The sequence below is a fragment of the uncultured Tateyamaria sp. genome, from assembly GCF_947503705.1.
In the GTDB taxonomy this organism is placed as follows: domain Bacteria; phylum Pseudomonadota; class Alphaproteobacteria; order Rhodobacterales; family Rhodobacteraceae; genus Tateyamaria.
Map to the genome: position 1 here is coordinate 91960 of NZ_CANNES010000010.1, position 24537 is coordinate 116496.

General features: G+C 61.7%; 27 protein-coding genes. 15 read left to right on the plus strand and 12 right to left on the minus strand.

All coding sequences use genetic code 11. The features are described 5' to 3' along the window. Together serS and Q1A44_RS18505 are read right to left on the minus strand one after the other, a co-directional pair. Positions 1-1293 carry a serine--tRNA ligase gene (serS, locus tag Q1A44_RS18500; RefSeq protein ID WP_299628254.1) on the minus strand — a complete coding sequence of 431 codons (1293 nt, stop codon included), beginning with the start codon at positions 1291-1293 and terminating at the stop codon, positions 1-3. 302 nt (positions 1294-1595) lie between these two features. Further along, complete coding sequence (locus Q1A44_RS18505; protein ID WP_299628256.1) at positions 1596-3233, minus strand: pentapeptide repeat-containing protein; 1638 nt, start codon at positions 3231-3233, stop codon at positions 1596-1598. A 57-nt stretch (positions 3234-3290) separates the two neighbouring features. On the opposite strand from Q1A44_RS18505, the gene yajC reads away from it, so the two are divergent. From yajC to Q1A44_RS18555, 10 genes are all read left to right on the plus strand, one after another. After that, the gene (gene yajC / locus Q1A44_RS18510; RefSeq protein ID WP_299628258.1) at positions 3291-3569 is read left to right on the plus strand and encodes a preprotein translocase subunit YajC; all 279 of its coding nucleotides are present in this window, start codon (positions 3291-3293) and stop codon (positions 3567-3569) included. Further along, positions 3569-5230, plus strand: a complete 1662-nt coding sequence (secD, locus tag Q1A44_RS18515) for a protein translocase subunit SecD (protein ID WP_299628260.1) — start codon at positions 3569-3571, stop codon at positions 5228-5230. Before yajC ends, secD begins: the two co-directional genes overlap by 1 nt. Before the next feature lies 1 nt (position 5231). Further along, on the plus strand, positions 5232-6200 hold the full coding sequence (gene secF, locus Q1A44_RS18520) for a protein translocase subunit SecF (protein ID WP_299628262.1): 969 nt from the start codon (positions 5232-5234) through the stop codon (positions 6198-6200). Next, the gene (locus Q1A44_RS18525; protein WP_299628264.1) at positions 6193-6945 is read left to right on the plus strand and encodes a TSUP family transporter; all 753 of its coding nucleotides are present in this window, start codon (positions 6193-6195) and stop codon (positions 6943-6945) included. The genes secF and Q1A44_RS18525 overlap by 8 nt, the downstream gene beginning before the upstream one ends. Before the next feature lie 7 nt (positions 6946-6952). Further along, the gene (locus tag Q1A44_RS18530; protein ID WP_299628266.1) at positions 6953-7306 is read left to right on the plus strand and encodes an Mth938-like domain-containing protein; all 354 of its coding nucleotides are present in this window, start codon (positions 6953-6955) and stop codon (positions 7304-7306) included. A 95-nt stretch (positions 7307-7401) separates the two neighbouring features. Beyond that, positions 7402-8016, plus strand: a complete 615-nt coding sequence (ccmA, locus tag Q1A44_RS18535) for a heme ABC exporter ATP-binding protein CcmA (RefSeq protein ID WP_299628268.1) — start codon at positions 7402-7404, stop codon at positions 8014-8016. After that, complete coding sequence (ccmB, locus tag Q1A44_RS18540) at positions 8013-8669, plus strand: heme exporter protein CcmB (RefSeq protein ID WP_299628270.1); 657 nt, start codon at positions 8013-8015, stop codon at positions 8667-8669. Before ccmA ends, ccmB begins: the two co-directional genes overlap by 4 nt. A 47-nt stretch (positions 8670-8716) precedes the next feature. Next, complete coding sequence (locus Q1A44_RS18545) at positions 8717-9475, plus strand: heme ABC transporter permease (protein WP_299628272.1); 759 nt, start codon at positions 8717-8719, stop codon at positions 9473-9475. Then, on the plus strand, positions 9468-9623 hold the full coding sequence (gene ccmD, locus Q1A44_RS18550; protein WP_299628275.1) for a heme exporter protein CcmD: 156 nt from the start codon (positions 9468-9470) through the stop codon (positions 9621-9623). Before Q1A44_RS18545 ends, ccmD begins: the two co-directional genes overlap by 8 nt. Further along, positions 9616-10155, plus strand: a complete 540-nt coding sequence (locus Q1A44_RS18555; protein ID WP_299628277.1) for a DsbE family thiol:disulfide interchange protein — start codon at positions 9616-9618, stop codon at positions 10153-10155. The genes ccmD and Q1A44_RS18555 overlap by 8 nt, the downstream gene beginning before the upstream one ends. Positions 10156-10318: 163 nt before the next feature. On the opposite strand, the gene acnA is transcribed toward Q1A44_RS18555, so the two are convergent. Further along, positions 10319-13006: an aconitate hydratase AcnA gene (acnA, locus tag Q1A44_RS18560; protein ID WP_299628279.1), complete on the minus strand. Its 2688-nt coding sequence runs from the start codon at positions 13004-13006 to the stop codon at positions 10319-10321. Between the two features lie 238 nt (positions 13007-13244). Here acnA and Q1A44_RS18565 point away from each other — a divergent pair, with 238 nt between their 5' ends. Next, positions 13245-13937: a thioredoxin family protein gene (locus Q1A44_RS18565; protein ID WP_299628281.1), complete on the plus strand. Its 693-nt coding sequence runs from the start codon at positions 13245-13247 to the stop codon at positions 13935-13937. Between the two features lie 10 nt (positions 13938-13947). Here the strand turns inward: Q1A44_RS18565 and Q1A44_RS18570 are convergent, their stop codons facing one another. From Q1A44_RS18570 to purB, 6 genes are all read right to left on the minus strand, one after another. Beyond that, a complete protein-coding gene (locus Q1A44_RS18570) occupies positions 13948-14847 on the minus strand; it encodes a lauroyl acyltransferase (RefSeq protein ID WP_299628283.1) in 900 nt (299 codons plus the stop codon). 23 nt (positions 14848-14870) lie between these two features. Then, positions 14871-15728 carry a DMT family transporter gene (locus tag Q1A44_RS18575; RefSeq protein ID WP_299628285.1) on the minus strand — a complete coding sequence of 286 codons (858 nt, stop codon included), beginning with the start codon at positions 15726-15728 and terminating at the stop codon, positions 14871-14873. Positions 15729-15802: 74 nt separating this feature from the next. Continuing rightward, on the minus strand, positions 15803-16876 hold the full coding sequence (locus Q1A44_RS18580) for a FliG C-terminal domain-containing protein (RefSeq protein ID WP_299628287.1): 1074 nt from the start codon (positions 16874-16876) through the stop codon (positions 15803-15805). Positions 16877-16961: 85 nt separating this feature from the next. Continuing rightward, complete coding sequence (locus Q1A44_RS18585; protein ID WP_299628289.1) at positions 16962-17561, minus strand: hypothetical protein; 600 nt, start codon at positions 17559-17561, stop codon at positions 16962-16964. A gap of 89 nt (positions 17562-17650) precedes the next feature. Continuing rightward, positions 17651-17815, minus strand: a complete 165-nt coding sequence (locus Q1A44_RS18590; protein ID WP_299628291.1) for an adenylosuccinate lyase — start codon at positions 17813-17815, stop codon at positions 17651-17653. 168 nt (positions 17816-17983) lie between these two features. Further along, positions 17984-19291 carry an adenylosuccinate lyase gene (gene purB / locus Q1A44_RS18595; RefSeq protein ID WP_299628340.1) on the minus strand — a complete coding sequence of 436 codons (1308 nt, stop codon included), beginning with the start codon at positions 19289-19291 and terminating at the stop codon, positions 17984-17986. A 99-nt stretch (positions 19292-19390) separates the two neighbouring features. Here purB and Q1A44_RS18600 point away from each other — a divergent pair, with 99 nt between their 5' ends. Both Q1A44_RS18600 and Q1A44_RS18605 read left to right on the plus strand, forming a co-directional pair. Next, positions 19391-19732 (plus strand): hypothetical protein, encoded by a 342-nt coding sequence (locus tag Q1A44_RS18600; RefSeq protein ID WP_299628293.1) that lies wholly within the window; start codon positions 19391-19393, stop codon positions 19730-19732. Beyond that, positions 19722-20138: a DUF6314 family protein gene (locus tag Q1A44_RS18605; RefSeq protein ID WP_299628295.1), complete on the plus strand. Its 417-nt coding sequence runs from the start codon at positions 19722-19724 to the stop codon at positions 20136-20138. Before Q1A44_RS18600 ends, Q1A44_RS18605 begins: the two co-directional genes overlap by 11 nt. On the opposite strand, the gene Q1A44_RS18610 is transcribed toward Q1A44_RS18605, so the two are convergent. Continuing rightward, positions 20116-20373: a DUF6455 family protein gene (locus Q1A44_RS18610; RefSeq protein ID WP_299628297.1), complete on the minus strand. Its 258-nt coding sequence runs from the start codon at positions 20371-20373 to the stop codon at positions 20116-20118. The two genes, Q1A44_RS18605 and Q1A44_RS18610, sit on opposite strands and share 23 nt — an antisense overlap. Positions 20374-20522: 149 nt before the next feature. Here Q1A44_RS18610 and Q1A44_RS18615 point away from each other — a divergent pair, with 149 nt between their 5' ends. Further along, positions 20523-21122 (plus strand): biotin transporter BioY, encoded by a 600-nt coding sequence (locus tag Q1A44_RS18615; protein WP_299628299.1) that lies wholly within the window; start codon positions 20523-20525, stop codon positions 21120-21122. Positions 21123-21251: 129 nt separating this feature from the next. On the opposite strand, the gene Q1A44_RS18620 is transcribed toward Q1A44_RS18615, so the two are convergent. After that, on the minus strand, positions 21252-22481 hold the full coding sequence (locus Q1A44_RS18620) for a bifunctional alpha/beta hydrolase/OsmC family protein (protein WP_299628301.1): 1230 nt from the start codon (positions 22479-22481) through the stop codon (positions 21252-21254). A gap of 280 nt (positions 22482-22761) precedes the next feature. On the opposite strand from Q1A44_RS18620, the gene Q1A44_RS18625 reads away from it, so the two are divergent. After that, entirely contained in the window at positions 22762-23070 is a 309-nt protein-coding gene (locus Q1A44_RS18625; protein ID WP_299628303.1) for a hypothetical protein, read from the plus strand. A gap of 5 nt (positions 23071-23075) precedes the next feature. Here the strand turns inward: Q1A44_RS18625 and dddP are convergent, their stop codons facing one another. Beyond that, on the minus strand, positions 23076-24419 hold the full coding sequence (dddP, locus tag Q1A44_RS18630; RefSeq protein ID WP_299628305.1) for a dimethylsulfonioproprionate lyase DddP: 1344 nt from the start codon (positions 24417-24419) through the stop codon (positions 23076-23078). Positions 24420-24537: the final 118 nt, after the last annotated feature.

Here is a 24537-nt window from a genome sequence, read left to right on the forward strand (position 1 = left end):
TCAGGCGAGGGCGCCGTCGGCCGTCAGCGTCGTCTTGCCCCCCAGATAGGGGGCGAGGGCCGCGGGCAAGGTGACAGAGCCATCGACCTGCTGGCCGTTTTCCAGCACGGCGATCAGGCAGCGGCCCACGGCTAGGCCCGAGCCGTTAAGCGTATGAACAAATTGCGGTTTTCCGCCTTCACTTGGCTTGAACCGGGCGTTCATCCGTCGCGCTTGAAAGTCGCCGGTGGTGGAGACGGAGCTGATCTCGCGGAACGTGTTTTGGCCCGGCACCCAGGCCTCGATGTCATAGGTTCGGCGCGCGCCGAACCCCATATCGCCTGTGCAGAGGATCACAGTTCTGTAAGGGATATCAAGGGCTTCCAGGATACCTTCGGCGCAGCGCAGCATTCGTTTTTGCTCGGCGTCGCTTTCATCCGGATGGGTGACGGAGACCATCTCGACCTTTTCGAACTGGTGCTGGCGCAGCATGCCAGAGGTGTCGCGGCCGGCGCTGCCCGCCTCGGAGCGGAAGCAGAGCGTGTGCGCGGTCAGGCGGATGGGCAGCGCGGCCTCGTCGAGAACGTCGCCTGCGACGGAGAAGGTCAGGGGCACTTCGGAGGTGGGAACAAGCCACATCCCTTCTTCGGTGCGGTAGCTGTCTTCGCCAAATTTGGGAAGCTTATCAGTACCATACATGGCCTCGTCGCGGACGAGGACGGGTGAATTGACTTCGAGCAAGCCGTTCTGATCGACATGGGTGTCGATCATGAATTGGGCCAGCGCGCGGTGGATGCGGGCGACGGGGCCCTTGAGCATGACAAAGCGACTGCCGGAGGTCTTGGCGGCCGTTTCGAAATCCATGGAGGCAGCTACGCCCTTGATTTCAAAGTGTTCTTTGGGCGTGAAATCGAAGGCGCGCGGCGTGCCCCAGCGGGTCACCTCGACATTGTCACTCTCGTCTGTACCTTCCGGCACGTCATCGGCGGGCAGGTTCGGGATGCGGGCCAGCGCGTCGGTCAGCAGGGCATCGAGGGATTTCGCCTCGTCCTGCACTTTTGCAATTTCCGCTTTCTTTTCAGCGACTAAGGCGCGCAGGCGCTGGAATTCATCCTCGTCCCCACGGCCCTTGGCGGCGCCCACGTCCTTGCTGGCCTTGTTCTGTTCGGCTTGCGCAGTTTCGGCGGCGAGGATCTTGGCGCGGCGGGCCTCGTCGAGGTTGAGAAGGTCAGACGACACGGGCGCATCGCATCGGCGCGCAAGGGCGGCGTCGAAGGCGTGGGGGTTTTCGCGGATGCTGCGGATGTCGTGCATTTGTCTGGTCCTTTGGGACGGGTTTGCGGTGCCGTCCCTATGCCCGATCGGGGCGCGCGGGCCAAGGGGTTAAGGCAGCGTGCGGTGGGGGTGTTGCGTGGGATTTGGGGGAAAATGAGCAGTTTGGTGGGGAGAGTGTACGTTTTGTGGGGCCTGGAACCGGGTGTTTTGGGTGGGTTTTGCGGGAAATAAGCAGTTTGGGGGGTAAAATGTACGTTTTGCCCTGCCCGGGGCCGTTAAGGGATCGTTTGGATTTGGCAGGCGTTAAGGTTTGGCGGCGAGTGGTAACTTTTAGTTAGGGTTTAGCGTTTTGGGATGTCCTTGTCCCAGCCTTCGGGCAGGGTGGATTGGAAGGCGCGCCATCGGGTGAAGAAGTCTTCGAAATCAAATTCCTCTCTTGCCCAATGCGGGGGCCAATCGTCGTGTTCGGGTGTGACGCCGTTTGGCAAGGTGATAGAGGCATCTCCGAACATGTCCCTGATTTGATCCTTGGAATGTGGTACTGTGCTAAAATCAACATCCTTAAGCGCAGCACCTCGGAGAGTAGCTGCGCTTAAGGATGTTGCAGCATCAAACTCCGCCCTGAAGAGGTATGCCCCCTGCAACTGCGCCCTGAAGAGGTGTGCCCCCTGCAACTGCGCCTCGATGAGGTATGCCCCCTGCAACTGCGCCCGGCTGAGGTCTGCCCCCTGCAACTCCGCGAAGCCGAGGTCTGCCCCCTGCAACTGCGCCCCGCTGAGGTGTGCCCCCTGCAACTGCGCCCGGCTGAGGTCTGCCCCCTGCAACTCCGCGAAGCCGAGGTATGCCCCCTGCAACTGCGCCTCGATGAGGTATGCCCCCTGCAACTGCGCCCCGCTGAGGTGTGCCCCCTGCAACTGCGCCCCGCTCAGGCGGGCCTTGTCAAAATTACCGCTTTCGACGTCGATGCCTTGCAGGTTTGCGCCGCGCAGGTCGATGGTAATGTCATCCGCCACCACGCCGTCCTTGCCCCGCAGCCGCCCCAGAGTCTGCACCGCGTTTTCCATGTCGGAGCGGGCGGTCAGGCCCCGTGCCCAGTGTTCAAGCGCGTCCAGCGAGATGGCGTCGGGCGTGACATCGAGATGGGCACAAACCTCGTCCTCGGTCATAGGCGGGCTGTCGTCTTGCGGATACATGAGGGCGTGGGCGTCCAAATAGGCGTGCCGTTTTGCGGGCACTTCGTCCGGGCCGGAAAGCTCGCGGACATAGACGCTGAGCAGCCTTGCGACGCGCGGGGCCTCGTCTGGGCGTTCGCTTACCAGCCCTTCGAGCCGGTCGATGGCGGAGTTGCGGCGGGGCACGTCGTCTTCCCATCCGCCGTCCCTGGTTTGGCGGCGCGCATAGAGGTCGGTGGTGGCGGCCGTCATCTTGTCGTTGAACAGCGCCTCGGTTGCCGTGTCGGTTTGACGTTGTGTTAACCTGAGCCGGATAATGGTGAAGGGCAGGGCGATCACTGCGCCCAGAACGGTTGTGAGGCCCGCGATGCGCAGGACGTAGAAGAGGTATTCGGTGCGTTTGTCCTTTAGGGCCATGTCCGGGTCGAAGGGCAGGGCGATTGTTCTGAGCATCAGGACCAGGAGGCCGATGACGAGCAGGAGGGCGATGCCGCTGTAGAGAACGAGGGCCGCGATGAAAAGGCTGGGGTGGAGGTTGTCCAGCCCCATGCGTTTGCGCAAGCTGAGGATGCCTGTGGCGCCGTCGTCTTTGGGCAGGGTGAGGTAGACCAGCGCTGAGGCGATCATAAGCCCCGCGAGCGTGACGGTGCCCCAGACCAGAGGGGCGGGCAGGTTGAGGGTGATCACAGGCTCCATCCCGCCACCATGGCGCGAAATGGCGTCAACCAAAAGACCTTTGGTCGCACGACACCCCACAACCCCACATATACCGTCCTTTCCACCTTGCGCAGGGTCGCTGCCGCCCATAGGTTCTGCCAAACTCTGCGGCGGGCCTGAGAGGCCCCCAGACATAAGGACAGACCCATGGAAGCCTTTGGCCAGTTTATCCCCCTCATTCTGATCTTTGCGATCATGTATTTCCTGCTCATCCGCCCTCAGCAAAAGAAGGTGAAGGAACATGCGGCCATGGTTGCGGCCCTGCGCCGGGGCGATCAGGTCGTCACCCAGGGCGGCCTGATTGGCAAGGTCGTCAAGGTCAAGGACGACAACGAGATCGAGGTTGAACTGTCTGAGGGCGTGAAAGTCCGCGTTGTGCAGTCGACCATTGCCTCTGTCATCAGCAAGACCGAGCCTGCCAAGTAATGCTGCAAATCGATGCGTGGAAACGGGTCCTGATCTGGGCCACTTGTGCCCTTGGTCTGATGTTGGCGCTGCCCAACGGGTTTTACACCCGGGTGGAGCAGCACAATGACGCCGCCCAGGCTATCGAATTGGGGGCGGATACCCCTGAAAATCAGGCGTTTCTGGCGCAGTGGCCGACGTGGATGCCCTCGTCGCTGGTGAACCTTGGCCTTGATTTGCGCGGTGGGGCCCATTTGCTGGCCGAGGTGCAGGTCGAGGATGTCTATGCGAGCCGGATGGAGGCCTCCTGGCCCGAAATCCGCGATGCGCTGCGCCCAGAGCGTCAGATGATTGGCACCATTCGGTTGCAGCCTTCGCCCCCCGACGAGCTGCGCATTCGCATTGGGGAAGAAAGCGGGATGCCGCGCGCCTTGCAGGTCGTCCGCGCCTTGGCCCGCCCTGTGCAGACCCTGACCGGCGTGGGCGCCAATGACATCGACGTGCGTGCCGAGGGCGATGTGATCATCGTGACCCTGAGCGATGCGGAGCGACTGGCCAGTGACGAGCGCACAGTGCAGCAATCGCTGGAGATCGTACGCCGCCGGATTGACGAAGTGGGCACCCGTGAGCCGACCATTCAGCGCCAGGGGGCGCAGCGTATTCTGATCCAGGTGCCGGGTATCGGATCAGCCGCCGAGCTGAAAGAGATCATCGGCACGACTGCGCAACTGACGTTCAACCCCGTTGTCAGCCGCACATCGGACGGTACCCAACCCCCCGGCGTGGGCAACAAGATCGTGCCGTCGCTGGACGAGCCGGGCCTGTTTTACGTGATCGAGAGCGCGCCTGTGGTGACGGGCGAGGATCTGGTGGATGCGCAGCCGAGCTTTGACCAGAACGGGTCGCCTGCGGTGTCCTTCCGGTTCAACACCAGCGGCGCGCGGACCTTTGGCGACTACACGGCGGACAATATCGGATCGCCCTTTGCCATTGTTCTGGATGACGAGGTCGTCAGCGCCCCGGTGATCCAATCACATATTCCGGGCGGGTCGGGGATCATCACCGGCCGCTTTGATGTTGAGGAGTCGACCAATCTGGCCGTTTTGCTCCGCGCCGGTGCCCTGCCTGCGGAACTGACCTTTCTTGAGGAACGCACCATTGGGCCGGAACTCGGCCAAGACAGCATTGATGCGGGCAAGGTCGCGACGATGGTCGCCTTTGCCGCCGTGTTGGTGTTCATGGCGCTGAGCTATGGCCTGTTTGGCCTTTTTGCCAATATCGCGCTGATCATCAACATTGCGCTGATCTTTGGCCTGTTGTCCCTGATCGGAGCGACCCTGACCCTGCCGGGTATTGCGGGGATCGTGCTGACCGTTGGTATGGCGGTGGACGCCAATGTGCTGGTGTTCGAGCGGATTCGGGAAGAGCTGAAATCCGCAAGAGGGCCTGCGCGGGCGATTGAGCTGGGGTACGAGAAAGCGCTGAGCGCCATTATCGACGCCAACATCACCACCTTCATCACTGCCGTCATCCTGTTTGCCATGGGCTCTGGCCCGGTGCGGGGCTTTGCGATCACGCTGGGCCTTGGGATTCTGACGTCCGTCTTTACCGCGATCTTTGTGACGCGCTTGCTGGTGGTGATGTGGTTTGAACGCCGTCGCCCCAAAACGATCGAGGTGTAAGATGCGTTTGAAACTGGTCAAGCAGAACACGTCATTCGACTTTTTCTCGCGCTGGAAGGTCTGGTTGGGCATTTCGGCGCTGATGATGGTCATTGGCTTTGCCTCATTCGCAATTCAGGGGCTGAACTTTGGCATCGATTTCCGGGGCGGCACGACCATCCGGACCGAAAGCACGCAGCCCGTGGATATCGGTATCTACCGCGATGCGATGACGCCGCTGGAGCTGGGCGACATTTCGATCACCGAAGTGTTTGACCCCACATTCGACGCCGATCAGAACGTGGCGATGATCCGCATTCAGGCGCAGGAAGGCCAGGAGGCGGTCACGCCGGATACCATCCGCGAAGTGCAGGCAGCGATGACCGTGGCGGTGCCGGATATCAAGTTCGTGTCGGTGGAATCCGTGGGGCCAAAGGTGTCGGGCGAGCTGATCCAGACCGCTGCCTTGGCCGTGGTTTTGGCCATCGGCGCGGTTCTGATCTATATCTGGCTGCGCTTTGAATGGCAGTTTGCGCTGGGCGCTGTGGCGGCCCTTGTCCATGACGTGATCCTGACCATCGGGGTCTTTTCGGAGCTTCAGATCAAGTTTGATCTGGCCATTATCGCGGCCCTGCTGACCATTGTGGGCTACAGTCTGAACGACACTGTGGTTGTGTTTGACCGGGTCCGCGAGAACCTGCGCAAATACAAGAAAAAGCCACTGAACGAGGTGCTGAACATCTCGATCAACGAGACGCTGAGCCGGACCGTGATGACCTCCGTGACCACCCTGCTGGCGCTGATCTCGCTTTATGTGCTGGGTGGGGATGTCATTCGCGGCTTTGTCTTTGCGATGATCTGGGGTGTGATCGTGGGCACCTATTCCTCAGTCTTTGTGGCCTCGACCATCCTGCTGTGGCTGGGCGTCAAACGGAACTGGGACAAGCCCGACAACACCGCCGGCAACCAATATGCCAACATAGATGCCTGATCTGATCACCGCCGCCCTGGCGTTGCCGGGGCTGTGGTGGTTGGCGCTGGCTATTGTCGCCGCAGGGCTGGTCCGGGGGTTCACCGGCTTTGGCTCTGCCATGATCATCATGCCTGCGGCGTCGTCCGTGTTGGACCCGTTTGCGGCACTGGTCTTTTTGACTGTTGTGGAATTCTGGGGCCCGCTGCCCAACCTGCGCAATGCGTTGCAGGTGGGCCAGCGCCGTGACGCGTTGCGCCTGTTGGCGGGGGCGGCGGTGGGCCTGCCCTTGGGCCTGTGGGCCCTGTCGATGATGGAGCCTGCCATCTTTGGCTGGACCGTGTCTGTTGTGGTTCTGATCCTGCTGGTGCTGCTGATGATTGGGTGGCGGTACACTGGTCAGGTGGGGCGGCGCACCGTCTTTGGCGTGGGCGGATTGGGCGGCCTGCTGGGGGGCATTGCAGGCATTCCCGGCCCGCCTGTCATCATGCTGTATATGGCTAGCGCCAAGCCCATTGCCGTCATCCGTGCCAATTTCCTTTTGTACCTGCTGGGCATCGACCTGATGATGCTGACCATCTTTGCGGTCATGGGCTTACTTGATCCGCTTGCAATCATGGTGGGCGTGTTGCTGGTGCCCGTCTATATGGGCGCGAATATGCTGGGTGCGTGGTTTTTTGACCCCGGGGCAGAGCGACTTTTTCGCACTGTGGCCTACATTGTGATCGCGGCATCGGCTATTCTGGGCCTGCCTGTCTGGAGTTGAGGATACCATGCGTCTGAACGAGATCACATATACCGATGCCAAGCCGGTTGAGGGCTATGGCCCCGGGTTTTTCCGCATTGGCGGTGAGGTGATCGAGGGCGGGGCGTTGACCGGGCCGACCGGCACCGGCCCCTGGGGCGGTTATGACGATCCGCAGCCTTTGCTGGATTTGGCGGGCCAGGTGGATGTGCTGTTCTTGGGCACGGGCGCGGACATCGCCCATATCCCGGCCGATCTGCGCGCCACATTGGAAGAGGCGGGCTTGGGCGTTGAGGTCATGTCATCACCTTCCGCTGCGCGGACCTATAATGTGCTTTTGAGCGAGGGCCGCCGGATTGCTCTGGCGATGTTGCCTGTGTGATCTGTCGATTGGGGCCCTCTGCCTCTAACCCCCTGAGGATGTTTTTGGAACAGAGAAGGGTTTTGCGCCTCATTGCAATGGGATAGGTCTGGGCCATGGAATTGACCGTGTCCGATCTGACCGTGGCCCGTGGTGGTGTGCCGATCCTGGCGGGGGTGCAGTTTGTGCTGGCGCCCGGGCGGGCCCTGGTGCTGCGCGGCCCCAACGGGTCGGGCAAGACGACGCTGTTGCGCACGGTGGCGGGCTTGCAGCCTGCGATGGCCGGGACCGTTGCGGGCGCAGAGGAACGCATCGCCTATGCCGCCCATGCGGACGGGTTGAAGGCGGCCCTGACGGTGGCCGAAAACCTGGCTTTTTGGGCGTCGGTGTTTGGGGGCGCGTCGATTGAACCTGCCTTGGATGCTTTTGATTTGCGCGCGCTTGCGGGCCGTCGGGCGGGCCATTTGTCGGCGGGTCAAAAGCGTCGTTTGGGCCTGGCCCGGTTGATGGTCACGGGCCGCGAAATCTGGGTGCTGGACGAGCCGACCGTGTCGCTGGACGTGGCATCGGTTGCGATGTTTGCTGATGCGGTGCGTGGCCATCTGGCGGGCGGCGGCATGGCGTTGATCGCCACCCATATAGACCTGGGGTTGGAGGCCGATGTGCTCGACGTGACGCCATTCCGCGCGCTGGCCTGGGACGTTGCGGGCAGCGACGAGGCGTTCCTGTGAGGGCGCTGTTGATCCGCGATTTGCGGCTGGCGTTGCGGGCGGGGGGCGGTTTCGGCCTTGGGCTGGCCTTTTTCCTGATCGTTGTTGTCTTGGTCCCGTTTTCGGTGGGCCCGTCATCCGAGCTGCTGTCGCGGATTGCGGCGGGGGTGCTGTGGCTGGGCGCACTGTTGGCGTGCTTGCTGTCTTTGGATCGGTTGTTGGCGGTGGATTGGGAGGACGGGGCGTTGGACCTGTTGGCGACCTCGCCCCTGCCTTTGGAGGGGGTCGTGGCGGTCAAGGCGGTGGCGCATTGGATCACGACCGGCCTGCCTTTGGTGCTGGCAGCCCCCGTTCTGGGCGTGTTGCTGAACCTGCCGGGGCCGGGGTACGGGCCGCTGGTCATCAGCCTGGCCCTGGGCACGCCGGCCCTGTCGATGATCGGGGCCTTTGGTGCGGCCCTGACGGTGGGGATCAAGCGGGGCGGGTTGCTGTTGTCGCTGCTGGTCCTGCCACTTTATGTGCCGACGTTGATCTTTGGCGCCGAGGTGGCGCGGCGGGGGGCGCAGGGGTTGGATACCAGCACGCCCATGCTCCTCTTGGCGGGGATCACCTGTGCGGTGCTGGCACTGATGCCTTTTGCCGCAGCGGCGGTGCTGCGGGTGAACCTGCGATAACGTGAATTTGGATTGAGAAGCGCGGGATGAGGGCTTAGATACGACCCATGTCACTTTGGGAATATGCCAATCCGGTCAAGTTCTTGTCGCTGAGCGAGCGGGCGTTGCCGTGGCTTTGGGGCGGGGCTGCGCTGTGCCTTGTGATCGGGCTGGGTTGGGGTTTTTTCCTTACCCCCGATGATTTCCGCCAAGGCTCCACCGTCAAGATCATCTATCTGCATGTGCCGGCCGCCTTTTTGGCCATCAACGCCTGGTTCATGATGCTGGTTGCCTCGCTGATCTGGATCATCCGGCGGCACCATGTGTCGGCGCTGGCCGCGCGGGCCGCTGCACCTGTGGGGGTCGTCATGACGTTGATCGCGCTGGTGACGGGGGCCATTTGGGGCCAGCCGATGTGGGGGACGTGGTGGGCGTGGGATCCGCGGCTAACCTCGTTCCTGATCCTGTTTCTGTTCTATCTGGGCTATGTCGCGCTGTGGGAGGCCATCGAGGACCCCGACAGCGCCGCCGATCTGACGTCGATTTTGTGCCTCGTGGGCACGGTCTTTGCCGTACTCAGCCGCTATGCAGTGAACTTCTGGAACCAGGGGCTGCACCAGGGCGCGTCGCTGAGCCTGGATAAGGAAGAGAACGTGGCGGACGTGTTTTATCAGCCGCTTTTGGTGTCGATCGGAGGCTTTGTCCTGCTGTTTCTGGCACTGGTTTTGTACCGGACGGGCACGGAAATCCGAGTGCGCCGGACGCGTGCGCTGATCGCGCGGGAAGAGCGTGCCAGTGGACTGTCGCCGGAGGTGCGCGATGCCTGATCTTGGCAAATATGCGGATGCGGTCCTGTCGGCCTATGCGGCTTCGTTGTTCCTGTTGGCCGCGATTGTGGTGCTGACGCTGTGGCGTGGGCGTCGGGTGCGGGCCGAGATGCGCGATGTGGAAGCGCGGAGCAAGCGGGATGGCTAAGGTCTCGCCCCTGATGCTGGCCCCGCCGCTGATCTTTGCGGGCTTTGTCGTATTTGCGGGCATTGGCATGTTTCGGGACAATCCGAACGAGTTGCCCTCGACCCGGCTGGGAGGGCCTGCGCCAGCGCTGACCGAAGCGACCCTGGCCGATTTTCGGGGTGTGACCGACGGCGATCTGGCGCGGGGTGAAGTGACCCTGGTCAATTTCTGGGCGTCGTGGTGCCCACCTTGCCGGGCCGAACACCCCAAGCTGTTGGAGATGGCCGCGGATGGTATTCCGATCATCGGGGTGAATTTCCGCGATAGCGAAGGGCCGGCAGCGGGCTACCTGGAGGCGGACGGAAATCCTTTTGTCGGTGTGGCATTTGACCCGCAGGGGCGGTCGGCCATCGACTGGGGCGTCACCGCCCCGCCTGAGACATTCATTCTGGACGGCGACGGCACGGTGCTGTTTCGCTATATCGGTCCGCTTGTGGGGTCGGACTACGAACACCGCTTTGTGCCCGCTTTGACCGAGGCGCTGTCAAATTGAGCGCCTGACGGCGCATTCCATTTTTGATCCTTGGCTTCATTGTTCCGATAAATATGCAAATCCAACGTCTGCTACCTGTGTTGGGTTTGCATATTTGAAGAACAATGAATGCAAAAAGCCCCGGACGTGGTGCCGGGGCTTTGCGCATTTTTTTAAGAGGCGTTTAGGCCGCGGAAGCCAGGTTTCGCAGCACGTAGTGCAGCACGCCGCCATGTTCGATATATTCGATCTCAATCGCGGTATCGATCCGGCATTTCAGCATGATCTGTTTCACGGTGCCGTCTGCCATTGTGATGGTGCAGGGCACCTCTTGCAGCGGTTGGATCGTGTCGAGGCCGGAGATGCTGACTGTTTCCTCGCCTGTGAGCCCCAGCGATTTGCGCGTGTCGCCGCCTGTGAATTCGAACGGGATGACGCCCATGCCCACCAGGTTGGAGCGGTGGATACGTTCAAATGATTCCGCGATGACCGCTTTGACGCCCAGCAGGGCCGTGCCCTTGGCCGCCCAGTCGCGCGAGCTGCCGGCGCCATATTGTTCGCCGCCGAAGATCACCAGCGGTGTGCCGTTTTCCTGATGCGCCATGGCCGCGTCGAAGATCGACGTTTGTGCGCCATCGGGGCCTTTGGTGTAGCCGCCTTCCACCCCGTCCAGCATCTCGTTCTTGATGCGAATGTTGGCGAAGGTGCCGCGCATCATGATCTCGTGGTTGCCGCGACGCGAACCGTAGGAGTTGAACTCGCGCGGGGCGACCTGTCGTTCGGTCAGGTATTTGCCTGCGGGGGTCGATTCCTTGAACGAGCCTGCGGGGCTGATGTGGTCGGTGGTGATCATGTCGCCCAGGATTGCCAGCACTTTGGCATTTTCCACATTTGTGATCACGCCCGGTTCTGGCGACATGCCCTGGAAGTAGGGTGGGTTTTGCACATAGGTCGACGTGGGTGGCCAGTCGTAGGTTTTCTCGTCCGTGGTTTCCACGCCCTGCCATTTTTCGTCGCCTTTGAAGACGTCGGCATATTTGGTCTGGAACGCTTCGCGTGTGACTGTCGCTTCGACCAGTTCGGCGACTTCCTGGCTGGTGGGCCAGATGTCTTTGAGGAAGACGTCGTTGCCATTCTTGTCGGTGCCAATCGCGTCTTCGGCCAGGTTGATGTCGAGCGTCCCTGCCAGCGCGTAGGCCACCACGAGGGGGGGCGACGCGAGGTAGTTGGCCCGCACGTCAGGCGAAATCCGACCTTCGAAGTTGCGGTTGCCGGACAGCACGGAGGTGGCGACCAGATCGCCTTCGGCGATGGCTTTGCTCAGCTCGGGCTGGATCGGGCCGGAGTTACCGATGCAGGTGGTGCAGCCGTAGCCCACGAGGTTGAAGCCGATGGCGTCGAGGTCTTCTTGCAGTTCTGCCGCCTCAAGATAGGCCGAAACGACCTGCGAGCCTGGAGCCAGCGAGGTTTTCACCCATGGTTTGCGGTTGAGGCCCAATGCGCGCGCCTTACGCGCCACCAGACCTGCGCCGATCATCACGTAGGGGTTCGAGGTGTTCGTGCAGGATGTGATCGAGGCGATGACGACCTTGCCCGACTCCATGGTGTAGTCTTCGCCCTCGACGGCGACTTCCTTGCCCATGGGTCGTTTGAACGTCTCTTCCATCTCGCGGCGGAAGGCGGTTTGTCCTTCGGTCAGTGCCACGTAGTCCTGGGGCCGTTTGGGGCCGGAGATCGCGGGGACGATGGTGCCCATGTCCAGGTGCAGCGTGTCGGTGTAGATCGGCGCGTAATCGTCGCCGCGCCAGAAGCCGTTTTCCTTGGCGTAGGCTTCGACCAGCGCGATGCGGTCCTCGTCCCGGCCTGTGTTGCGCAGGTAGCGCAGCGTTTCGTTGTCGATGGGGAAGAAGCCGCAGGTGGCGCCGTATTCCGGCGCCATGTTGGCGATGGTTGCCCGGTCGGCCAGCGGCAGGCGGTTCAGCCCCTCGCCGTAGAATTCGACGAATTTGCTGACAACACCTTTGGCGCGCAGCATTTCGACGACTTTCAGTACGAGATCGGTGCCTGTGGTCCCTTCGACCATGGAGCCTGTCAGCTCGAACCCGATGACTTCTGGGATCAGCATGGAGATCGGTTGGCCGAGCATGGCGGCTTCGGCCTCGATCCCGCCGACGCCCCAGCCGAGGACGGCCGCGCCGTTGACCATCGTGGTGTGGCTGTCGGTGCCCACCAGCGTGTCGGGATATGCGACCTGTTCGCCATTTTGGTCCGCATCGGTCCAGACGGTTTGGGCCAGATATTCCAGGTTCACCTGGTGGCAGATGCCGGTGCCGGGGGGCACGACGCGGAAGTTGTTAAAGGCGTTTTGGCCCCATTTCAGGAACGTATAGCGTTCCATGTTCCGTTCGTATTCGCGGTCGACGTTCATCTGGAAGGCGCGAGGGTTGCCGAACTCGTCGATCATCACCGAGTGGTCGATCACCAGGTCAACGGGGTTCAGCGGGTTGATTTTCTCTGGATCGCCACCCAGGGCCACAAGGCCGTCACGCATGGCCGCCAGATCCACAACCGCAGGCACGCCGGTGAAGTCCTGCATCAGCACCCGGGCAGGGCGGTAGGCAATCTCGCGCGGGTTCTGACCACCCTTGGCCCCCCATTCGGCAAAGGCCTTGATGTCGTCGACGGTGACGGTCTTGCCGTCCTCGAAGCGCAGCATGTTTTCCAGCACCACCTTGAGAGCGGCGGGCAGGTTCGCGAAATCGCCCAGGCCTGCCTCGGTGGCAGCGGGGATCGAATAATAGGCGATGGACTGATCGCCCACGGTGAGCGTCTTGCGGGTTTTGGCGGTGTCGTGACCAACGGTGATGGGCATGAAAGCTCCCTTTCTGAATGCGATGGGTGGCGAAGGAATTGCCTGCGTATTGCCCCAAGCGCGGATTGCGATCAACCAATTTTGGGGGTGGTGCGACGATTTTGTATACTATTGCATACAATATGGCGTGAAGGAACTGACACAAATGCTCAACAAACCTTGATTGGTTATTTGTTTGCAGGCTCCATAAGTGTGTTCCATACCAAAGACTGATCCCCAAGGCACGGTGTGCACATCCATGAAACAGCTTATCCCTTATCTTTTGGCCGCACTGTCCTGTATCGGTGCGCCTGCGATGGCGCAGTCTCCGGTGGTGGTTGAGCTGTTTACCTCGCAGGGTTGTTCGTCTTGCCCGCCTGCCGACAAGTTGATGCATGAGCTGGCCAAGCGTGATGACGTGATCGCCCTGGCCCTGCATGTGGATTACTGGGATTATATCGGGTGGAAGGACGAATTTGCGGACCCCAAACATGCCGAACGCCAGCGTGGGTATGCGGTCGAGGCGGGGCGCCGGTCGGTCTATACCCCGCAGATGATCATCAATGGTGTGACTGACATCGTGGGCGCGCGGCCCATGGAGCTGTCCAAGGCCATTGCAGAACATGCGGCCAATCCCGCCCCCGTGGCGCTGGAGGTTGTGCGTGCCGGGTCCAGGGTGACGATCAGCGCGGATGCCGTGTCTGCGGAAGGCCCGTTTTTGGTGCACATGCTGCGATACCAGTCAGAGCGCACCGCGCGGATCACCCGAGGCGAGAATGCGGGCCACACCCTGAGCTATGCCAATGTGACCGAGGATTGGAAAATCCTGGCCGAATGGGATGGTGTGACGACCCTCGCCATGGATGCGGTGGCCGAGGGGGATAACCCGGTTGTCGTGATGGTCCAGAAGGGTCGCCACGGTCCGATCCTGGCGGCGGCGCAACTGCGCTAGACCTTGCAGGCTAGACTTTTTCGTCGGGGCGCCAGCGCCGCGCTGTCCACAACCACTGTTCGGGATTGGCGCGGATGCGCGCGCTGAGGCTATCGTTCAGCGCCTGCGTCATGGTCAATGGGTCTGTATGCGGTACGGGCGCTTCCATCTCGAAGCTGAACGTGAGCCCGTCCGGGTTGCGGATGGCGTAGTACGGGATCAGCAAGGCGTTGTAGCGCAGCGCCAATTCCCCGGCAGAAATGGCTGTGCAGGCAGGTTTGCCCAAGAACTCCAGCACTGGCGTGTCGGCCACATGCTGATCAAAGAGCAGCACCAATTGCCCGCCCGCCTTGAGGTGGCGCACAAAGCCTGCGGTGCCCTTGCGCCCCTGGGCAAATCCGGGGCCATTCAGCGTTTCCATCGCGGCCACGTAATGTGCGTTGAAAAACGGGTTCGACATGTCGCGATAGAGCCCGCTCACCTCATAGCCTCGATCCACCAGGTTGGCGCGGCTGGCCTCGTAATTGCCGAAGTGCCCACCCGCCAGGATCACGGGCTGCCCGGTCTTTGCCGCCTCTTCAAAGGCAGCAAAGCCCGGTCCCTCATACTCCAACCCGCGCTGACGGTCGTGGAATTTCGAGGTCGAGTAAATCTCGATCAGGGTTCGCCCGGCATTGTCGAGGCTGGCGCGCGCAATCCGCGTGATCTCGGCATCGGGCAAGTGGGGCATGATATAGCGCACGTGCTGTTCGGCGCGCCGCATATAGCCGACCGCTGGGCCGATGATCCGCGCCATGATCCAGCCCATGGCGGGCACCCGCCAGCGGTAAGGCAGCACCAGCAGACCCCCCAGCAGCACGCGCGCAAAGAGGTTGACCACCCTGTGCTGGGCCTTGATCCGGGTCGGCATGTCCTCAAGCGCGTAACGCATGGCGGTCCTCGTGGGGGCCGCGCCTAGCGACCTCGTGTTTCTCGGTGCCAGACATAAATACCTGCGCTCGCGATCACAAGCGCGCCGATCAGCGTCCAGTTGTCTGGCACCTCGCCGAAAAACACCAGGCCGAGGAGGCCCGCAAAGATAAGGCCGGTGTAGTTGAACGGAGCGAGAAGCCCGGCATCGGCTGAGGACAGTGCGCGGATCAACATGAATTGCCCTATGGTGCCGAAAGCCGCAATAAGCACAAGCAGACCGGCACCTGTCCAGGTTAGCCTTGTCCAAGCAAAGGGCACGATAGCCGTCAAGACAATTGCCCCTACAAGCCCGGTGTAGAACAGCGATGTCCACGGGTCTTCGCCGGGCCCCAATCGTCGCGTGATCAGCGTGTAGCTGGCAAAGCAGAAGGCGGCGAGCAGGGGCAGGACAGCGGCGGTTTGAAAAACCTCTGCCCCGGGGCGGATCACGATGAGCGCGCCGATCAGGGCGACGATGATGGCTCCGATCCGCCGTGGTCCCAGCGGTTCGCCCAAAAACAGTGCCGCACCAAGTGCGATCAGAACCGGGTTGACCGAGGCCACAGCAGCCACCTGGGCCAGCCCTATCTGTCCCAGCGCGACAAAGAAGAAGAGGTTTGCCAGCATCAGCAGGACCGAGCGCGCAACTTGCAGGATCGGCCGACGGCTGCGCGCGACCTGGCGCAGGCGCGGTGCGGTCAGGATCACCACAATCATCATCAAGCCCGCATAGCGCGCCCAGAGGGCCGGCAAAGTGCCAGTGATGGGCGATGCGGCTTTGACGCTCGCATCCATGAGGCTGAAACACAGAATAGCGCCGATGGCGAGGGTGATTGCGCGGGCGGGGGCGGCTTGGCTCATGCAATGCAGATAGGCGGCCTGCGCTCGCTGTCGAGCGGAATTTTGTTTGTTTTGGAATGGTTTAGCGTGTTGCCCTAGTCTTCATCATTGTCGGCGATCAGCATCAGTTCGCCCGCCGCCTCCATCTGCCGGATCGTAGCGACGACAGTGCCCATGGCGGTGTCGGTTTCGGCGGCGTTGGGCTTGTCCATCTCCTGAATGGTTTCGCGCATCTGGTCGGCCAGACGGGCCGACATGTTATCGAGCAGGTGGTCAGCGCTGGCCTGCAAATTCATGGCGGGCGCCCCGGCAAGGGCGATCATCAGCGCGTCCTGATCCATTTCGCGCAAGATCCGAGGTACGTCGCGCGGCGCGATCCGTGCGGGGATATTGGCAAAGGTAAAGATCGCCTTGCGGACCTCATTCGCGAACCCCTCATCCGTTTCGTCAAGCCCTGCAAGCATGTCCTCGCGGGTGATGGAGGTGGTGGAATTGAGAATCGCACCCACCCGTTGCACTGGCCCATCGTTGAAGGCCCGCACAGGACGCGCATCCAGCTGGCTGGCCAGCGACAATCCGATCCGATCCACGGCTTCGGGCGTCACGGCCCCGGTCAGCGACACCGCATAGGTGATCTGCCGGGCGCGGGGGCCGGGTAACTTGCCCAGCAGTTCAGCGGCCTTGCTGACATCGAGTTTGGACAGCATGACGGCGGCGATTTCGACGCTTTCCTCCTCAAGAATAGGGAGCAGCAGTTCGGGGCCCATATCGCGGATGCGTTTCCAGGGGTCGCCTGCCTCGCGCACGCCGGCCTCTTTGCGCAGGCGGGCGGCGGTTTGCGGGCTGATCCGCCCATCCAGCGCATTAAGTGCGCCCGCCATGCCGCCGAGAAAGGACAAACCGATGCTTTCCACCTCGCTGGCGAATTCCTCGGCCACTTGTTTGAGCGTATCACGGTCAACCAGCCGCATCTGGCCCATGGCCTTGGTGAGGTGTGCCTGCAACTCTTCCGGCAGGTCCTCAAGCGGGATGTCAGCGCCCTCGTTCAGCAAAAGCCGCACGACGATGGCGGCCTTTGCCCGGCGGCTGAGCGCGCCGGAGGCCAGCGTAAGACCGCCGCCCGATCGCGTGACAGCGGGGGCGGCGGAAATGGGAACCAATTCGGTCATGACCTGCCTCAAGAACGGATACGGCTCGTTCATGGCAGGCAAAGGTTGAGAAACCCTCAACCCCTGGTCTGTTTAGCGAGTGGGCTTAGTAATTATAGGTCGTGCCCGTCTCGATGGCGGAGCGCAGCGACGCTTCGGCCCAGGTGCCTGCACCGCCCCGCGCTTGGATCTCGCGCAGTTGCATCATTGCCGCGACTTTGTCACCGGCCGCCACCATGCCCTGAGCCATGTAGGACCGGGCCAGGATGTTGTCGGGGTTCGCGTCGATGGCCTGTTGGTAATACATGTTGGCCAGGGTCAGGTTGCCCAGTTTGCGCGCGGTAAAGCCGCGATAGGTCAGCACACGGTCAGAGGCCTGATCCGGCATGTTGTCCAATACCTGGGTCGCCTCGTCATAGCGCCCTGCATAGGCCAGTTCGCGCACCGCATCATAAAGCGTGTCTTCGTCCAGATGCGAAGTTTTGTCGGGGCGGACGCATTTCTGCAGGTCCACGTCCCACACGCCATTCACCTTTTCGGAAAAGCGAACGTATTTCTTGGTCTCGGGATCCCACTGGCGGGCCTTGAAACAGTTGGCTGTGGTTTTGGTTGCGGCGGGCTTGTCTTCGCTGCCGGCGGCAAAACCGATCGTGGGCAGAGCCAGAGGCAATGTCAGGGCTGCGGTGATGGCGAGTGTCTTGAGCATATTTTCGTCTCCGGTTGGACGCGTCGGGTTGATGATATGAGAGTAACCCGGCGCGTCCGAATTTTATGCGATCACGAAACTGTGATTTTTCAGCTGGTCGTCGGCACACAGGCTTTGGAGGCCGCGTCATAGCTGGTGCCCGCCGCACAGGACATCGCCTGCTGGTCCTTGTTGCCATAATTGCAGCCCATGGCCAAGCTGAGGGTGGGGGCGAGGGTGAGGGCCAGCGCCACGGCAAGTGTCTTGGTCGTCATCAGTCGTCTCCTTCGTGTTGGATGACATGAAGGTAGATCAATCCGGGCGCGGGGCAAAACAAATTCCGCCCGGCCCGCGACGTGCGGCGCAGGCGCGCCCAAGGTGTGCGCAGGGCGCGCCCGTGATCTGGCCGCCATAAGGTGGCAGTGAACTTTGCCCCGATCCGATCAATCCTCTTGGAACACCCGGGCAAAGATCGTGTCGACGTGCTTGGTGTGATAGCCAAGATCGAACTTTTCCTCGATCTCTTCGGGGCTGAGGGCCGCGACAACGTCGGCATCGGCCAGCAGCTCTTCTTTGAAGTCCGTGCGATGCTCCCAGACCTTGAGTGCGTTGCGCTGCACGAATGTATAGGCGTCCTCGCGGCTGACACCGGCCTGGGTCAGGGCCAAAAGCACCCGCTGGCTCATCACCAGACCGGGGAACTTGTTCATGTTGTCCATCATGTTGTCGGGAAAGATCAGCATCTTGTCGATCACGCCGGTAAGGCGGGACAGCGCAAAATCGAGGGTGATGGTGGCGTCGGGGCCAAGCATCCGCTCGACCGAGGAATGCGAAATGTCGCGTTCATGCCAGAGCGCTACATTCTCCATCGCGGGGATCACGGCAGAGCGGACCATGCGGGCCAGGCCCGTCAGGTTTTCGGTCAGCACGGGGTTTTTCTTGTGGGGCATCGCGCTTGAGCCTTTCTGGCCCATGGAGAAGAACTCCGCCCCCTCAAGCACTTCGGTGCGCTGCATGTGACGGATTTCGGTGGCGATGTTTTCGATGCTGCTGGCCACAACGCCCAGGGTCGCGAAAAAGGCCGCGTGGCGGTCGCGGGGGATCACTTGAGTGCTGATAGGCTCGGGCACGAGGCCCAGCTTGTCGCAGACATGTTCCTCCACCGCAGGGTCGATATTGGCGAACGTGCCGACCGCGCCGCTGATGGCACCCGTGGCAATCTCGGCGCGGGCATCGCGGACGCGGCTGAGGTTCCGGTCCATTTCGGCATAGAACCGGGCAAAAGTCAGGCCCATCGTCGTTGGCTCGGCGTGGATGCCATGGCTGCGGCCGATGCGAACGGTGTGCTTGTGCTCCATCGCGCGGCGTTTGAGGGCGGCAAGCAGCCCCTGGATATCGGTGATCAAGAGGTCCGCCGCGCGAGTCAGTTGGACGTTGAAACAGGTGTCGAGCACATCCGAAGACGTCATGCCCTGGTGGACAAAGCGGGCCTCGTCGCTGCCCACATGTTCGGCCAGATGGGTGAGAAAGGCGATGACGTCATGTTTGGTTACCGCCTCGATCTCGTCGATGCGGGCCACGTCGAATTCCACGTCCTTGGCCTTCCACACAGCCTCGGCGTTTTCGCGGGGGATCACGCCCAGATCGGCCATGGCGTCGCAGGCATGGGCCTCGATCTCGTACCAGATCTTGAATTTCGTGGCAGGTTCCCAGATGGCAACCATGTCAGGGCGGGAATAGCGTGGGATCATGGCGGGCACCTTTTCCGTGTTGTGCGAAATATGGACTGTTGGAATTTTCATCGCGCTCTTAGACTGCGTGCGATCCCGCGACAAGGTGAAGGCCCGGATATGAGACGCTTTGTGACACGCTTTGCCCTGATGACTGCCGTTTTGGCGGGCCCTTCGGCGGCTGAGGACTGGAGTGTGATGGACGGCGCAGAGATCCGCGCCGCCCTTGAAGGGCGCACATTGCAATATGCCAACGCGTGGCAGGAGTTCCGGACCTCGGGTCGGACACTCTATAATGCAGGGCAGGACAGTTGGGGATATTGGCGGGTGCAGGGGGATCAATATTGCAGCCAATGGCCGCCTTCTGACCTGTGGGCTTGTTACGCTATGGATCGGCGGGGCGATGTGCTGCGCTTTGTGGGCGAACGGGATGACATCACCGAAGCGGTCTATGCCGACTGAAATGCGGGTTCTGGCGGAGTTCGAAGGTGTCTGGCGCATCGCGCGCGAGATCGTTCCGGATCGTGGACCGCCTGCGCATTTCGAGGGGCAAGGGGTGTGGGCGCCCGCGGCGGGTGGCCTGGACTATGCCGAGCGCGGGATGCTGAACATGGCTGGCGCTGCGCCGATGGTGGCCGAGCGGCGCTATTTCTGGGGGAATGACCTGTCTGTTTACTTCGACGACGGGCGATTTTTTCACAAAGTCCCCGCGGCAGGGGGGGAGGCCGCCCATTGGTGCGATCCCGATCAGTATCACGTGCGATATGATTTCGGTGCGTGGCCCCGCTTTGACGTGATCTGGCGGGTTGTGGGGCCGCGCAAATCCTATCGGATGACCAGCCGGTTCAGCCGCTTGGAAGAGCCGTGAGGGCGTCGGCGTTCGGGCAATAGGCCGGGGGGCTGTCCAGATGCAGCGCGGTGGCTTGCAAGGCGGCGCAACCGCGCTGGTCGGGGCAGGCGGCGCAGCGATAGACCATGTTGCGGATCTTGCGGGCCTGGGCAAGGCTGGGTACTTCGTTCGGGGCCAGGACGACCTTGCCCATCCGGCCCATCAGACCGGTCATCAGATCAGCGCTGCGCGCCAGGTTCGAGGTAAGGGGCATGGGGCGGGACCTTTCGTTGATTTGGCAAAGCAATATCCTCGGGGCCGGGCCTGTGTCCTTGATGTATATCAAGCGGCTTTGCACTTGCAGAAAGCGGGGGGGATTGGCACAACTGCGCCAATCCTTTTGATGCAAACATGTGAGGCCCTATGCAAACGACGTGGAATAACAACGTACTGAGTGACGTAATTGGCGCAAACGAAGGGGCCGCGTTGCGGGCCAAGCAAGCGGTTCTGGTGGTTGCGGGTGTCCTGCTTCTTGCAGTTGCAGCAAAAATCAAGGTGCCGATGTGGCCTGTTCCGATCACCATGGGCACTTTTGCGGTTCTGACCATCGGTGCCGCATATGGCGCGCGTTTGGGGCTGGTGACGATCATTGGCTATATGCTGGTGGGCGCCCTGGGTTTTGACGTCTTTGCAGGCTCCTCTGCCGAGGCGGCGGGCCTGACCTACATGATGGGCGGCACCGGCGGCTATCTGGTGGGCTATGTGCTGGCCACGGTCGCGCTGGGTGCGCTGGCGCAGCGCGGCTGGGACCGGTCGGTGCTGTGGATGGCGCTGGCGATGCTGATCGGCACGGTGCTGATCTATGTGCCGGGCCTTGCCTGGCTGGGCCAGCTTTATGGTTGGGACAAGCCGATCCTGGCCTGGGGTCTCACACCTTTTCTGATCGGCGACGCAATCAAGCTGGCGCTGGCTGCCCTGGTTCTGCCTGCAGCCTGGAAACTGGTAGGCCGTGCGCGCGGCTGATCCATCCTTGACCTGAATGAGAGGCGCGGACCCTTGCGGGCCCGCGCCTCATTCTATTCTTGGGACATGTTGCAAACCTGAGCCCGTGCAGCCTGATGGTCAGGCTTCATCGTTCCTGAAATACTCAAATCACGCCTCAGCCAGCGCCACATCCACCAGTTCCGTGATCACGGTGGAAGAGCGTTCGAGCGTCCGGTGTACCGGGCACTTGTCAGCAATTTCGAGCAGGCGTTGCCGTTGGTCCGCGTCCAGTGTGCCCGTCAGGGTGATCCGCCGTTTCCATTCGTCGATCTTGTCGCCCACGCCGGTTTCGGCGTCTTGGGCGTGCACCTTGTTGTGGCTCACATCCACCGATACGTGATCCAGCGCCCATTCCTTGCGCCGCGCATACATGCGGATCGTCATCGAGGTGCAGGCTGCCAGCCCGGCGCTGAGCAGACCGTAGGGCGACAGCCCCTGGTTGGTGCCGCCATAGGCGCGCGGCTCATCCGCCAGGATGTGGTGCCGGGTGCCGTGGATGATGTCCTGCAAGTAGCCGTTTGGGTCGGCCTCGGAGCTGCGCACGATCCCTTCGGGCGCGCCGATGGGCGGCGCGGGGGGCTTGAGTTCCAGATATTTGCGCGCCCAGGTCGCGATGATGTCGGCGGCGTATTCCGCGTGCTCGGCCCGGGTGACAAGGTGGTCGGCGTCGTCCAGCGTGACGAAGCTCTTGGGGTGTTTGGCCGCCAGAAAGATGTCACTGGCATTGTTGATGCTGACGATGGTGTCGCCGGGCGCGTGCAGCACCATGAGGGCGGCCTTAAGCTTGCTGATGACCGGTGAAAGCGCTTCGCTGGCGACGTCCTCGATGAATTGTTTGCCGATGCGGAAGGGGCGGCCACCAAGGCTGACCTCGGCCTCGCCTTTGGCAATGATTTCGGGCACTGCGTCAGCAAAGTTATGGGTGACGTGACCGGGGTCGAAAGGGGCACCGATGGTGGCCACGGCCTTGATCTGATCGAGGTTTGCCGTGGCCTTGAGCACTGCGGCCCCGCCCAGGGAATGGCCGATCATCAGGCTCGGGGCCATGTCCCGTTCATTGAGGTATTCGACGGCCTTTTCAAGGTCTTGCACGTTGGAAGTGAAGGATGTGTTTGCGAATTCGCCGTCGCTGTGCCCCAAGCCGGTAAAGTCAAAGCGCAGCACCGCGATGCCCAGCGTGGTCAGCCGGGCCGCAATCCGGCGGGCGGCGGGGATGTCCTTGCCACAGGTGAAGCAATGGGCAAAGACGGCCGTGGCCAGATGCGGCCCTTCGGGCAGGTCCAGACGGGCGTCGAGCGTGCTTGCGTGACCCGGAAAAGTGATGCGTTCGGTTGGCATGATTTCGTCCCCTTGTTGCGACAAAGAATGGGGACGCATGCCCCGGCTGTGAAGGGGGTGTAGCATGGCTCACGACATGGTGTTGGTGCTTCGCATTTCATTACAAAGGCTGCCAGAGACTGACGGGCCGGGTTTTTTGCGTGGGACCGACAGGGACATGTGCGCGGGGCTGCCCGGGTGCGCTGGTCAAACGGTTAATTTTCCGCGCTTTGACGAGGGCTGCATTCACCAAGTCTTAACATCTGTTTGAAAGTATGAACGGGGGCTTAAAGGACGGTAAATGAAGTATGAATTTCGCATGTTTCTCTATGCGGTTTTGGTGGGCGGTGCGATTATTGGCGTGGTGTTTTCCTTTCCGTCATTGACGACAGGTGGCGGGACGCTTTCGGCGGGAGTCAGTCAGGCGGAATTTGAGGCCGCCTTTGGTCAGGAGCTGGCCTATTGTCAGGCGCAGCCTGATGCCGTTGATTGCCGCTGTTTTGCAAATATTTCGGGTTTGATCCTCGCTGATGCCGAGCCCCGTGTTCCGGGGGCCCGCTATGCCGACAAAGAGGAACTGGCGCGCGGACAGGCCGCGCGCAGCTGCTAGCCTGCTTAACCCTCGCCCATCAGCATCGGATCAAAGGGATATGTCGTCAGGTTCTCGAACCCGTCTTCGGTCACCAGCACCTGATCCTCCAGCTTGATCGAGAAATCGCCACCGACTTCACCCACCGAAGCCTCGACACACAGGACCATGCCCGCCTCAAGCGGGTGGTCGAACGCGCCCGGCACGGCCTTGTCCGGGTAAGCCACAAGGGGCCATTCGTCACAGAGCCCAACGCCGTGCATCAGGCAGCCATATTTCAGAGCCTGGTATTTGTCATCGAGCCGGTGGCAATTGGCCGTAAGCTCGGGGATCATGACACCGGGTTTGATCATTTGCATGTTGGTCTGGATGTGTTCAACCGCGTGGCGCATGGCATAGACCATATCGGGGGGCGGTTTCTGTTCCCCGATCCACCAGCTGCGCGAAATGTCGATGCAGATCCCGTAAGAGCCGATAAGGTCAGTGTCGAAGGAGATAATCTCGTTGCGCTGGCAGACCCGCCCGCCGCATTCCTGGAACCACGGATTGGTGCGTGGGCCAGAGGCGAGGAGCCGCGTTTCGATCCATTCGCCGCCCCGCTTGATGTTTTCGGCGTGCAGCACGGCCCAAACGTCGTCTTCGCAGGTCTTGCCGTCGCCCACATTGGCGCGGGCGAAATCCTCCATCGCTTTGACGGAGGTTTCGCAGGCGTGGTTGGCGCAGCGCATGGCGAGGATTTCATCAGGCCCTTTTACACTGCGCGATTTTTCGGTGACTTCCTCGCCGTCGATGAGGGTAAAACCCTGCGCCTCCAGAGCGCGCGCGCCGTGCAGCATGATCTTGTCCACGGCCAGGCGCTTGTTGCCGCCGCCATGTTCGGCGATCAGGTCCCGCACCTCGGCAGAGAGCGGATCGGCAACCTTGTCGGGCCGGTCGCCGGCGGAGAAGTAGAACATCGACGCGCCGGAGCGGACTTCGCGCACCAGCGGGTTGAAGCCGGAGAGGAAGGGCGCGTTTTTGTAGTCCCAGATCACCATGTAGCCGTCGGCACAAAGCAGCACGGCGCGGAACGGGTTATGCGTGTTCCACAGCTGCATGTTGGTGCTGTCGGTCGCATAGCGGATGTTGAGCGGGTCAAACATCAAGAGACCGCCAAGGTCACGGTCCACGATATGCTGCGTCAGCCGCTTCCAGCGGAATTCGCGCATGGCGGCCAGATTGGGCAGTTGCAGCCCCGCTGCGGCCCATTCGTCAAAGGCCAGTTGCGTCGGCCCGATCTCGATCCGGTCGGCGTCATTTGGGGTGCCGTCGCCGAGCGTTGCACCCCGATTGGGGTCGATTTTGCGGGTTTCGCGGTAGTGCTGGTTCATGGTGGCCTCGCTGTTTGGATCAGCGTGGCGCGGAAATTTCCACGATGTTTGCCAGAATGCGACGTGTTTCGGCGTCGTTTTCACGCATGGTTTCGATGGAGTGGAGCGCCGCCCTTGT